Here is a 13,210-nt window from a genome sequence, read left to right on the forward strand (position 1 = left end):
GCTCATTTCACACCCTCGGGCCTGCAGAATGCAGGTCAGTTCTGCGTTGCGACAGGATGTCGTGCTTTTAGCAGAACATCCTTTAGAACGCCTCTCGGTCGGGTGCTCCAATGTGCCAGTCGGAGGCCCGCACGACGCGGGTCAGTTCTGCGCTGCGACAGGATGCCGCGCTTTTAGCAGAACTTCCTTAAAAAATTCCGCCTCCGCTTTTCATGTTGTCCAGCTTCGGGCGCTATGCCGCAGGCTCATATCACACCCTCGGGCCTGCAGAATGCAGGTCAGTTCTGCGTTGCGACAGGATGTCGTGCCTTTAGCAGAACTTCCTTTAGAACGCCTCTCGGTCGGGTGCTCCAATGTGCCAGTCGGAGGCCCGCACGACGCGGGTCAGTTCTGCGTTGCGACAGGATGCCGCGCTTTTAGCAGAACATCCTTAAAAAATTCCGCCTCCGCTTTTCGTGTTGTCCAGCTCCGGCGGCTAGGCCCTCGAGGTCATAAGCCATTTCACCTGCGGAAGGAAAAAGCGCCTTCCTCCGGTGAATTGTCTTATGCTTGTCGGGCCTGGGCAAGCCGCCTCCACTTTTCGTGCTTGTAATCCCTTTCTCCAATCGGGTATAATGAGCCTAAGTGACGTGGAACGGGCGAGCAAAACAGGGAGGATTTCAACGTTGAATTTGAAAATAGCAGAGAATATTAAAGTGATCGCTTTAGGCGGTGTAGGGGAAATCGGCAAAAATATGTATGTGGTCGAAGTGGACTCAGATATATTTATTGTAGATGCCGGTCTTATGCATCCTGAAGGGGAGATGCTTGGAATTGATGTCGTTATTCCAGACATATCCTATTTGATCGAAAACCGCAGCCGTGTAAAAGCCATGTTTTTAACGCATGGGCACGAGGAGAACATCGGCGGTGTTTTTTATGTCATGCAGAAATTATCCATTCCCGTATATGGAACGAAACTTACCCTGGCACTAGTTGTGGAAAAACTTAAAGAATATGGAATGAAGAATCAGTCTCTTCTGAGAGAAATTGATTCAGAGTCCAAAATTGAATTCGATTCCGCTGCCGTCACCTTTTTCCGAACTAACCACAGCATTCCAGACTCAGTAGGGGTAGCCATTCATACATCTTTGGGAGCAATCGTACATACTGGCGATTTTAAGTTTGACCAGACACCTGCCAGTAATCATGTAACAGACATCAGCAAGATGGCAACATTGGGCGATGAGGGAGTACTTTGCCTCATGTCAGACAGCACGAACGCAGAAAAGCCCGGATACAGTGCATCTGAATCCGTCGTTGGAACCGAGATCAGCGATGCTATGTACAATGCCGATGGACGAGTCATCGTTGCGGTATTCGCTTCAAACTACAGCAGGATCCAGCATGTTATCAATGCTGCCATTGAAAATGGACGCAAACTTGCGATTGTCGGCAAAAATATGCTGAATGTGATCCAGATGGCTGTCAAACTCGGTTACATCCATGTGCAGGAAGAATTGATTGTTTCGCTTCAGGAGCTCAGCAAGCTTCCGAGCCGGGAAGCGGCGATTTTAACGACCGGCACCCACGGTGAGCCGCTTGGAGCATTGAACCGGATGGCACGTCACTCCCATAAACAGCTTAACGTAACAGATGGGGACACTGTGATGATTGCGGCCACTCCGCAGCCTGGGCATGAACTGGAATTTTCAAAAACCATTGATCTGCTTTACCGTGCAGGTGCCAATGTCGTTTTCGGACAAAAACAGGTTCATGTTTCAGGGCATGGAAACCAGGAAGAGCTCAAGCTGATGCTGAACTTGATGAAGCCGAAATATTTTATGCCGGTAAACGGTGAATATAAAATGCAGGTGGCTCATGGCAAGCTTGCTCAACAGGTCGGGATCAGCAAAGAGAACATTCTTCTCATCGAAAAAGGCGACGTCGTTCAAATTAAGGAGAATGATGTGCGTGCCACTTCCAAAGTGACATCAGGAAACATTCTTATCGACGGCCTTGGTGTAGGGGACGTTGGCAACATCGTTCTGAGAGACCGCAGACTGCTCTCCCAGGACGGAATTCTGATTGTAGTGGTCACACTCGATAAAGCGAACAAGCAAGTCGTATCAGGACCTGAAATCATCTCCAGAGGATTCGTTTATGTAAGGGAATCTGAAGAACTGCTTGAAAAATCAGCGGAACTTGTAAAGAGTATTGCCGATAAATGCATGAAAGACCATCTGATTGAATGGTCTTCACTGAAACTGAACATCCGTGAAGCACTGAATCAGTATCTGTATGAGAAAACCAAACGCCGTCCGATGATCTTGCCGATCATTATGGAAGTGTAACATGAAGCCGGATCCCATGAATTGGGGTCCGGCTTGTTTTATATCACGATGCCGCTCCGATCCTTCCTTTCCTGCTCCTGCAAAAATGACAAACTGAAAGACAAACTGCATGAAAACGTGCCTCCTTTTCCATAATAAAGGCATAAGACTGAAAGGCAGGAGAGCATGATGGAATTTCCGAAGCAGCATGAACAGAATGAGGGCAGCCCCGATAAGCAAGAAGAAAAACAGGGCTCGATTGCAGAAAAAATCCAGCAGCTTGGGCAGACAAACGTTCCGCAGCTGTCGCAGGAAAGCAACATACATTGCTTGAGCATTGTTGGCCAGATTGAGGGTCACATTCAGCTTCCGCCCCAAAATAAAACGACGAAGTATGAACATGTGATTCCGCAGATCGTGGCGATCGAACAAAATCCGAAAATAGAAGGCCTTCTAATCATCCTGAACACAGTGGGAGGAGATGTCGAGGCAGGACTTGCCATTGCTGAAATGCTCGCTTCCCTTTCAAAGCCTACTGTATCCATCGTTCTTGGCGGAGGGCATTCAATCGGTGTACCAATAGCTGTTTCGTGCTCCTACTCTTTTATCGCAGAGACGGCTACGATGACCATTCATCCTGTCAGGCTGACCGGTCTAGTCATCGGCGTGCCGCAAACCTTTGAGTATCTGGATAAAATGCAGGACCGGGTTGTGAATTTTGTGACCAAGCACTCTGAAATATCAGAGGATAAATTTAAAGAGCTCATGTTTTCCAAAGGAAACCTGACACGGGACATTGGAACGAACGTCGTAGGGACCGATGCCGTTGAGTACGGGCTGATCGATGAAGTTGGAGGAGTCGGCCCAGCCATCAAAAAGCTCAACGAACTGATTGGACAGAATAAAGGAAAAGAAGACGGACAGGTGCTGCAATGATTTTATATACGACAATGCCGCATGAGCTGATTTTTGAAGGAACTGAAAAGGATGCTCCAAAGGAGCGGATGGCGGTTGTCAACGGGGTCGAAATGATTGTCCGTCCGTTCGATGATGCGACGTATGAAGTAGTAAGGGTGCTTAGCAGCAACCCTAACCATTACCTGCAGGATGACTGCATGCCCGGGCAAAAAATCCGTTCCGGCATGCTAGGATTTTAGCCGTCCGTAAGGTGTTCTGTGATATACTGAAGGTAATTGAAACAGGCAGCCTGGCGAGAGGCTGCCTGTTTCGTTTAAAGAGAGTTCAGAAATAAAAGTACAGGTGATCACATGGCAAAGAAAAAAAGAAGACAAAACAAGAAAAGCGGTTCCCGTCCGGTTTTCAAATATGAGATTACCGGTCTCGGGATGACCGCTGCTTCCATTATCGGGATGGCAAAGCTCGGGATTGCAGGTGCTGCCATCGTCCAGTTTTTCCGCTTTTTTGCAGGTGAGTGGTATATTCTCTATCTGCTTGCACTAGCGGCAGCGGGTGTATATGTATTTTGGTATAAAAAGAGCCCTGATCTTAAATCAAGGAGACTGATCGGTGCATACCTGATAACGGGTGCGGTTCTCCTGCTTACACATATCAGCCTTTTTGAAGGAGTACTGGCCCGTGGAGGAGCCGGTTCTTCAAGTGTCATCCGCAACACGTGGGAGCTTTATGTGATGCAGCTGAAAGGTGGGAACGCCTCCAGTGATCTCGGCGGCGGCATGCTCGGTGCTCTCCTGTTTGCCGCAACTTATTTCCTTTTTGCAGCAGCCGGCTCTAAGCTCGTTGCCTCAGGCATGATCATTGCGGGACTCCTGCTCATAACGGACAAGTCCCTGCAGGAGACACTGTTTAAGATTTTCGGACCGGTATTTGTTTTCTTTAAAAAGCAGTTTTTCGCATTTTTAAAGGATATGAGACAGCTTCCCGGGTCTATAAAAAAGAAAAAACAGAAGACGGCCCGGCCCGTCAACCATGAAAAGAAGACCCGCAGAGCCAGAACCTCTCCTGAAGAGGATGAGGATATTCCCGAAGAGGAAACCATCCCGGTTTCCAATTTCGACGATACCATTGAACCGATTATATCGAGCTTCGCCGACCGGGTAGAGCCGGTACAGGAACAGGAGCCTGACAAGGAAAAAGAAAAAGAAGAAGCAGAAAATGCTCCGCCTATCCAAATCAGCTTTTCAGAGCTGGAAAACAAGGATTACAAGCTACCGCCAGTTTCCCTGCTGAAGCAGCCCAAGCATAACGGCCAGGCTGCCGATAAGAAAAACATTTATGAAAATGCCCGGAAGCTCGAAAAGACCTTTCAAAGCTTTGGTGTAAAGGCAAAGGTAACGCAGGTTCATCTTGGCCCTGCTGTCACGAAATATGAGGTCTACCCGGATACCGGAGTAAAGGTAAGCAGAATTGTCAACTTGAGTGATGACCTTGCCCTTGCTCTGGCTGCAAAGGATATACGGATCGAGGCTCCGATCCCGGGGAAGTCAGCGATTGGAATCGAGGTTCCGAACTCGGAAGTCGCGATGGTGTCCCTCAGGGAAGTCATCGATAATCCAGTGAATGACCGTCCGGATGCGAAGCTTCTGATCGGACTTGGAAGGGACATATCCGGTGAAGCGGTCCTTGCCGAGATGAATAAAATGCCCCACCTGCTTGTGGCAGGTGCTACAGGAAGCGGAAAAAGTGTATGCATTAACGGAATCATCACGAGCATCCTGATGAGAGCAAAGCCGCATGAAGTTAAAATGATGATGATTGACCCGAAAATGGTTGAGTTGAACGTTTATAACGGCATTCCCCATTTGCTTGCCCCTGTAGTGACTGATCCGAAAAAAGCATCGCAGGCACTCAAAAAGGTAGTGAATGAGATGGAGAGGCGCTATGAGCTGTTCTCCCACACCGGAACGCGCAACATTGAAGGATATAACGAAAACATCAGGCGCGCGAATGCGGAAGAAGGAGAAAAACATCCTGAGCTCCCGTACATTGTAGTGATCGTAGACGAGCTGGCAGACCTGATGATGGTCGCTTCTTCAGATGTGGAGGATTCCATAACGAGGCTGTCGCAGATGGCAAGGGCAGCTGGAATCCATTTGATTATTGCGACCCAGAGGCCGTCTGTTGACGTAATAACGGGCGTGATTAAAGCAAACATTCCATCAAGAATCGCATTCAGTGTTTCCTCTATGACTGATTCAAGGACCATACTGGACATGGGCGGCGCCGAGAAACTGCTCGGCAGGGGGGATATGCTCTTCCTGCCGGTCGGGGCTTCAAAGCCTGTCAGGGTGCAGGGCGCCTTTTTATCCGATGAAGAAGTGGAAGAGGTAGTCGACTTCGTGATCGGCCAGCAGAAGGCTCAGTACCAGGAGAACATGATTCCGGCAGAAACAGCGGAGTCCGCAGCAGAAGTGAATGATGATCTGTATGAGGAAGCCGTTCAGCTTGTAGTGGATATGCAGACAGCGTCTGTCTCCATGCTGCAAAGACGGTTCCGGGTCGGTTATACAAGAGCCGCTAGACTGATTGATGCGATGGAAGAGCGGGGAGTTGTGGGACCTTATGAGGGGAGCAAACCACGCGAAGTGCTGATCAGTAAAACACAGCATGATGAAATGAGTTCCTGAACAGGAGGGGAAACCCTTCTGTTTTCTGCTTTCAATGTTTACATAATATTATTATGGATATTATTAAGGGTAAGTAAATAGTATTACGGTTATTCGACAAAATTATTAAAATTTTTATTTATTTATGAATCGAAACGTGATATATTATTTTCGATTAGAAAAGGTTAAACATCAGATGTCTGATCTTTTATAAACGGGGGCTTACTATGAGCATTAAATCAGACAACCGGCATCTGTACCTGCAGGTTATAGACCGGATTAAAGAAGATATAAAAAGCGGTGCCTATGAAGAGAAACAAAAGCTGCCCTCTGAGTTTGACCTTGCTAAAAACCTCGGAGTCAGCAGAGCGACTTTAAGGGAAGCACTGCGCATTCTGGAGGAAGAAAACGTGATCATCAGAAGGCATGGTGTCGGTACGTTTGTAAACTCCGTTCCGATGTTTACTTCCGGAATTGAACAGCTGAACAGTGTGACGGCTATGATCAAACAGGGAGGCAAGACGCCGGGAACCATCTTTTTATCCTCTTCGCTGATCGGACCGCGTGAAGAAGATGCAAATCGTTTCGGCGTTTCTGAAGAAGAAGAAATCTTCCAGGTTGAACGGGTGAGAACGGCGAATGGAGAACCGGTCGTTTACTGCCTTGACAAAATTCCAGGCACCCTGCTTCCGCACGATTTGCTTCATGAAAGTGAATCACTGTTTGAAATGATCGAAAAACTAACAGACCGCAGAATCGGCCATGCCATTACAGCGATCGAGCCGATCGGCTATCACGAAAAAATCTCCCCGATTTTGAATTGCGAACCGGAGACAGCCCTGTTGCTCCTGAAACAGCTGCATTATGATCTGAACGATCAGGCAGTCTTGTATTCTCTGAATTACTTCAGAGCAGATATGTTTTCCTTTCATGTAGTGAGAAAAAGAATTTAGCAGTTCAGCAGAGTTGGATAATCTGCTGGACGGCAGGATACAGGCGGTCTCAGTGTTAGCGAATACTGCCGTCTGACATCTGCCAAGAGGACGCCCTATTTTAGGAGGTGATGGTGGACAAGCTTTGCTCGTTATTTTCAAAAGTTTCGCAATCTTTTATCTATTATAGGGGGGAAATAGAAGATGAAAAAATGGGGTTTAGCACTATCTGCAGTTTTGGCTGCCGGAACGATTCTTGGAGCCTGCGGAAATAAATCTTCAGAATCAAACGGTTCAGCAGCAAGCGATTTCACAGTGGCCATGGTAACAGACGTAGGCGGAGTGGATGATAAGTCCTTTAACCAGTCTGCATGGGAAGGAATTGAGGAATTCGGGAAAGCAAACGACATGGAGAAGGGCAACAAAGGCTATAACTACCTTCAGTCCAAGAGTGATGCTGACTATGGAACAAACCTAAATACCCTCGTCCGTCAGAAATTCGATTTGATTTATGGAATCGGATACAAGCTGAAGCCTGCGATTGAAGATATCTCCAAGCAGCGCAAAGACTCTAAATTTGCGATCGTGGATGATGTAGTGGAGCAGCCGAATGTGGCGAGCATCACGTTCAAAGAACATGAAGGATCGTTTCTTGTAGGGGTAGCTGCAGGTCTGACAACGAAAACGAATAAAGTCGGATTCATCGGCGGAATCCAGGGCCCGCTAATCGGCAAATTTGAAGCCGGATTTGTAGAAGGGGTCAAAGCAGCGAATCCGAAAGCAGTTGTCGATGTTCAGTATGCAGGAGCATTTGATAAAGCGGATAAAGGAAAAGCGATCGCTTCTTCTATGTACGGTTCCGGTTCTGATATTATCTACCACGCAGCCGGTGCGACAGGAAACGGAGTATTCTCCGAAGCGATTGACCTGAAAAAGAAAGATCCTTCCCGTGAGCTTTATGTAATCGGAGTTGACAAGGATCAAAGCGAAGAAGGAAAAGGAAAAACGAAAGACGGCAAAGAGTTTAACATCACACTGACTTCCATGGTAAAACGAGTGGATGTAGCAGTTAAAGACCTTGCAGAAAAAACAAAGAAAGATGAATTCCCTGGCGGCAAGCTGATCGAATACGGTCTTGAAGAGGATGCGATCAGTGTAGCGAAGGGCGAGAATCTTTCTGAAGATGTTATGAAAAAAGTAGAAGAGTTTAAAGAGAAAATCAGCAAGGGTGAGATCGAAGTACCGACTGCTCCTGCTAAATAAATAGGATCTGAAAAGGCTGGATTTTCTTTCTGGCCTTTTTTAAAGCCTGCCGGTCTCTTTCTGAAAGTCTATTGGTCCGCCAATCGGTTTCCAGATGGAGATGAGGACTGAAGCCTCCATCATGAAAAAGGAGTGAAGCATCATGGAATATGTAATTGAGATGCTCGGAATCCGTAAAGAGTTTCCGGGAATTGTTGCTAATAATAATATTACCCTCCAGGTTGAAAGAGGCGAAATCCATGCTCTGCTCGGTGAGAACGGAGCCGGGAAATCAACTTTGATGAACGTTCTATTCGGCCTTTACCAGCCGGAGCGGGGAGAAATCCGCGTAAAAGGAAAAAAAGCAGAAATTACAAATCCGAACATTGCGAATGAGCTCGGAATAGGAATGGTACACCAGCATTTCATGCTTGTCAACAACTTTACCGTTACAGAAAATATTATTCTCGGAAATGAGCCTTCCAGAATGGGGAAAACCGATCTCAGGCAGGCCGAAAAACAGGTTCGGGAAATCTCGGAAAAATACGGGCTTGCCGTTGATCCTTCTGCTAAAATTGCGGATATTTCCGTAGGGATGCAGCAGCGGGTGGAAATACTGAAGACCCTTTACCGGGGTGCAGAAATCCTCATTTTTGATGAACCGACAGCGGTCCTTACCCCTCAGGAAATCAAAGAGCTTACAGCAATAATGAAAGCTTTGATTAGTGAAGGAAAGTCCATCATTCTCATCACTCATAAACTGAAGGAAATCATGGAAGTATGCCATAAAGTGACGGTGATCAGAAAGGGAGAGGGAATCGGGACACTGAATGTTTCAGAGACCAATCCAAATGAGCTTGCTTCCCTGATGGTAGGCCGTGAGGTGCTGTTTACAACGGAAAAAACGCCTGCTTCTCCAAAGGAAACGGTTTTGGAGATCAAGGAACTGACAGTCAAGGATTCTCGCCAGGTGACGGCCGTTGATGCTCTCTCGCTCGAAGTCAGAGCTGGAGAAATACTCGGCATAGCCGGTGTGGACGGGAACGGGCAGTCTGAATTGATCGAAGCGATCACCGGCCTGCGGAAACTCGATTCCGGATCGATTTTAGTGAACGGGAAAAACATTTCGAGGATGAGCCCGAGGAAGGTGGCTGAATCCGGAGTCGGCCATATCCCGCAGGACCGGCATAAGCATGGATTGGTCCTCGATTTTGCCATCGGGGAGAATATGGTCCTGCAAACCTATTATCAAAAGCCATACTCAAAAGCCGGCATTCTGCAGTTTAAGGAAATTTATAAAAAAGCGGAACAGCTGATCAGAGAATATGACGTCAGAACGCCAACTTCTACCACCCCTGCCAGAGCCCTTTCCGGAGGAAACCAGCAAAAAGCGATCATTGGCCGTGAAGTGGACAGGGATCCGGATCTGCTTATTGCCGCGCAGCCGACAAGGGGGCTGGATGTAGGGGCGATTGAATTTATCCATAGAAGGCTGATCGAGCAGCGTGACAAAGGAAAAGCCATTCTTCTGCTGTCGTTTGAGCTGGATGAGATCTTGAATGTCAGTGACCGGATCGCTGTCATTTATGAAGGCAAAATCATTGCTGTTGTGAGGCCGGAGGAAACAACGGAACAGGAGCTTGGACTCTTAATGGCCGGAAGCAGGCAGAAGAAAGAAGGGACGGCAACATGAAGGCTATCACGCGCTATATGAATTTATTAATCCCGGTAATCGCTGTTCTGCTCGGGCTGCTTATCGGAGCCATCGTTATGCTGGCCGCAGGCTATGACCCGGTTGCCGGTTACGGGGCTTTATGGAACGGAATTTTTGCAGACCCTTTTAATATCGGGGAGACCATCAGGCTGATGACACCGTATATTTTGACCGGTCTTGCCGTAGCGTTCGCTTTTAAAACAGGTTTGTTCAATATCGGAGTGGAGGGACAGGTTCTTGTAGGCTGGCTTGCTTCCGTATGGGTCGGTATTGCTTTTGATCTGCCAAAAATCATTCACCTGCCGCTTGCGATTCTGGCGGCGGCATTGGCAGGGGCGCTGTGGGGATTCATTCCGGGACTTTTAAAAGCACGCTTCCGGGTTCACGAGGTCATCGTGACGATCATGATGAACTACATTGCTCTTTACATGACGAATGCCATCATTCAATCCGTATTAACAAAGGGCAGTGATACAACCGAGGATATTAAGGCAAGTGCAAGCCTTAAGTCTGAAACGTTTGAAGGGCTTACGAATTTTTCTACAATGCATTACGGCATTTTCATATCGCTTATCGCTGCTTTTATCATGTGGTTCCTGCTTGAAAGAACGGCTAAAGGCTATGAGCTGAGAGCTGTAGGATTCAATCAGGATGCAGCTCATTATGCCGGGATGAGTGTAAACAAAAGCATCATTTTATCGATGGTGATTTCCGGTGCCTTTGCGGGAGCTGCCGGAGCAATGGAAGGTCTCGGAACGTTCCAGTTTGCTTCTGTAAAAAGCGGGTTTACGGGAATCGGGTTTGATGGAATTGCTGTAGCCCTGCTTGGCGGAAATGCGGCGATCGGCATTATTCTGTCTGCGTTTTTATTCGCCGGTTTGAAAATCGGTGCTTTGAATATGCCTTTTGAAGCCAACGTGCCAAATGAGCTTGTAGAGATTGTCATTGCCTTGATTATATTCTTTGTGGCTTCCAGCTACTTTATCCGCTGGCTGCTGCTCCGCTTTAAGAAGGGGGAGAAATAAATGACTTTACTTCAGGCTTTGCAGATCATCATTCCAGCCGCGTTATTTGTGGCAGCTCCTCTGATTTTAACAGCACTTGGCGGGGTATTCAGCGAAAAATCAGGCGTAGTAAACATCGGACTTGAAGGACTTATGGTGGTAGGTGCCTTCACCGGCATCGTTTTCAACTTGACGTTTGCAGAAGTGTTCGGGGCGATGACACCTTGGCTCGCGATCGTTGCGGCGATGGCTGCCGGCGCTCTGTTTTCCACTCTTCATGCCGTGGCCTCGATCAGCTTTCGCGCAGATCAGGTCGTCAGCGGTGTAGCGATTAACTTTCTTGCTCTCGGATTAACGCTTTTCCTCGTGAAAATCATGTATGATAAAGGGCAGACAGACAGGATCGAACAAAGCTTTGATATTATCGACATCCCGATCCTCAGCCAGATTCCGGTGATTGGACCGCTCTTTTTCAGCAATGGCTATATCACTTCCTATCTTGCGATCCTTTTATCCGTAGCGGTTTGGTACGTGATTTACAAGACCCCGTTCGGCCTTCGCTTGAGAGCGGTCGGAGAACATCCGCTGGCTGCCGATACAATGGGGATCAATGTGACGAGAATGCGCTATATCGGGGTTATTCTTTCCGGTGCGTTTGCGGGGATCGGCGGATCGATCTATGCCACAATTATTTCAAGGGACTTCAGCCACGCTACCATAAGCGGTCAGGGATTTATGGCCCTCGCAGCGATGATTTTCGGCAAGTGGCACCCGCTTGGTGCAATGGGGGCAGCTTTATTTTTCGGGCTCGCACAGGGAATCAGCATCGTGGGCGGATCCATTCCATTCTTAAAAGACATTCCGGAAGTATATCTTTTGATCCTGCCATATGTCTTGACTATTTTTGCTCTTGCCGGTTTCATTGGCAGAGCGGATGCTCCAAAAGCACTCGGTACATCTTATATTAAGGGAAAACGGTAAAAGCTGCTTCGGCAGCTTTTTTATTTTTGCTGATGGTAATTCCTGTCTGAATAATTTAAATCGGGTAACGGAACAATGACGTTATCGACTTAAAAGAGCAGGGTGAAGAAATGGCAGATACGAACAAGTTAAACTTACTAGCGTTATCATCAGTACCTCTCGTTATGACATTGGGCAACTCCATGCTGATACCCGTTCTGCCTGCTATTGAAAAAGAGCTGGGGATTTCGTCATTCCAGGTCTCGCTTATCATTACGGTTTATTCCATCGTAGCCATCCTTCTCATTCCAATCGCAGGTTATTTATCAGATAAAATCGGCAGAAAAGCTGTCATTGTTCCGTGTCTCCTGATTGCAGGTGCCGGCGGGGCACTGTCAGCGTGGGCTTCTGTCAATGCCGGCAACGCCTTTATGTGGATTATTGCTGGAAGGATCCTGCAGGGGATCGGTTCTGCAGGCGCGGCTCCTGTCGTGATCCCGCTGATAGGAGATTTATTTGAGGATGATGAACAAATCAGTTCAGGACTTGGATTGATTGAAACTGCGAACACCGCGGGAAAGGTGCTCAGTCCGATTATCGGTGCGGTACTCGCAAGCTTTGTCTGGTACTTGCCCTTTTGGTTTATTCCGTTCTTCAGTCTGGCGGGGGTACTGCTTGTTTTCTTTTTGGTTAAAGTGCCCAAAAAGAAGAAAGAACCGCAGTCATTTAAAGAGTTCCTGCATTGTGTTAAAGGCATTTTTCAAAAAAGCGGAAGATGGCTTTACGCTATTTTTGCAATTGGCGGTCTGATCATGCTGATTTTATTTGGGGTGCTGTTTTACCTCTCTGATACATTGGAGAAGAAATATGGGATTGACGGGATCGCTAAAGGATTTGTGCTCGCTGTACCGCTGCTGGCCCTGTCGATCTCTTCCTTCATCGCCGGCAAAAAAATCGGCAACAGCAAGCATTTGATGAAAATGCTGATTGTCATTGGAATGGCCCTGCTTGCACTATCCTTTGCTGCGATTCGCGTGCAGCACTCTCTTGCTTTTCTGATTGTTTTTCTGGTGATCGGGGGAATCGGGATCGGGATCGCTCTTCCTTCACTGGATGCTCTGATAACGGAAGGCATCGAACAGGAGCACAGAGGGACGATCACTTCCTTTTACAGCTCGATGCGGTTTATCGGCGTAGCGGCCGGACCGCCGCTCTATGCCGCCCTCATGGGAATCTCAGAGCATTGGATCTACTATGTGTCAGTGGGCTTCAGCCTTCTCGCTCTTCTCATCGTTCTCTTGTTTATTAAACCGGAGGATAAAGAGCAGGCTGCGAAATTAAAAACGACATAAACATCCCGGTTGGGCCCGAACATGCTGCACGCTTGCATGTTCGGGCTTTTTTTATTCCATCAGACTGGTCTGCGCTTGAGCTTTGCAGCACGGAGAACCATACGCCTGCG

General features: G+C 47.7%; 10 protein-coding genes. All 10 read left to right on the forward strand.

Translation table 11 applies throughout. The features are described 5' to 3' along the window. Positions 1–665 precede the first annotated feature (665 nt). The 10 genes from GKZ89_RS00005 (at position 666) to bcbE (ending at position 13,100) form a co-directional block, all read left to right on the forward strand. The gene (locus GKZ89_RS00005) at positions 666–2,333 is read left to right on the forward strand and encodes a ribonuclease J (protein ID WP_241680086.1); all 1,668 of its coding nucleotides are present in this window, start codon (positions 666–668) and stop codon (positions 2,331–2,333) included. Positions 2,334–2,501: 168 nt separating this feature from the next. Then, the gene (locus GKZ89_RS00010; RefSeq protein WP_155110339.1) at positions 2,502–3,248 is read left to right on the forward strand and encodes a ClpP family protease; all 747 of its coding nucleotides are present in this window, start codon (positions 2,502–2,504) and stop codon (positions 3,246–3,248) included. Next, a complete protein-coding gene (locus tag GKZ89_RS00015) occupies positions 3,245–3,469 on the forward strand; it encodes a YlzJ-like family protein (RefSeq protein ID WP_155110340.1) in 225 nt (74 codons plus the stop codon). The genes GKZ89_RS00010 and GKZ89_RS00015 overlap by 4 nt, the downstream gene beginning before the upstream one ends. Before the next feature lie 111 nt (positions 3,470–3,580). Then, positions 3,581–5,917 (forward strand): DNA translocase FtsK, encoded by a 2,337-nt coding sequence (locus GKZ89_RS00020; protein ID WP_155110341.1) that lies wholly within the window; start codon positions 3,581–3,583, stop codon positions 5,915–5,917. Positions 5,918–6,123: 206 nt separating this feature from the next. Beyond that, positions 6,124–6,849, forward strand: a complete 726-nt coding sequence (locus GKZ89_RS00025; protein ID WP_155110342.1) for a GntR family transcriptional regulator — start codon at positions 6,124–6,126, stop codon at positions 6,847–6,849. Between the two features lie 183 nt (positions 6,850–7,032). Continuing rightward, positions 7,033–8,091, forward strand: coding sequence for a BMP family lipoprotein (locus GKZ89_RS00030; protein WP_155110343.1), 1,059 nt, complete (start codon positions 7,033–7,035; stop codon positions 8,089–8,091). A 142-nt stretch (positions 8,092–8,233) separates the two neighbouring features. Then, positions 8,234–9,763, forward strand: coding sequence for an ABC transporter ATP-binding protein (locus tag GKZ89_RS00035; protein ID WP_155110344.1), 1,530 nt, complete (start codon positions 8,234–8,236; stop codon positions 9,761–9,763). Continuing rightward, positions 9,760–10,809, forward strand: a complete 1,050-nt coding sequence (locus GKZ89_RS00040; RefSeq protein WP_155110345.1) for an ABC transporter permease — start codon at positions 9,760–9,762, stop codon at positions 10,807–10,809. Before GKZ89_RS00035 ends, GKZ89_RS00040 begins: the two co-directional genes overlap by 4 nt. After that, on the forward strand, positions 10,810–11,769 hold the full coding sequence (locus tag GKZ89_RS00045) for an ABC transporter permease (protein ID WP_155110346.1): 960 nt from the start codon (positions 10,810–10,812) through the stop codon (positions 11,767–11,769). 110 nt (positions 11,770–11,879) lie between these two features. Then, the gene (gene bcbE, locus GKZ89_RS00050; protein ID WP_241680087.1) at positions 11,880–13,100 is read left to right on the forward strand and encodes a bacillibactin exporter BcbE; all 1,221 of its coding nucleotides are present in this window, start codon (positions 11,880–11,882) and stop codon (positions 13,098–13,100) included. Positions 13,101–13,210: the final 110 nt, after the last annotated feature.

This window comes from Metabacillus mangrovi (genome assembly GCF_009711125.1).
Classification (GTDB): domain Bacteria; phylum Bacillota; class Bacilli; order Bacillales; family Bacillaceae; genus Metabacillus_B; species Metabacillus_B mangrovi.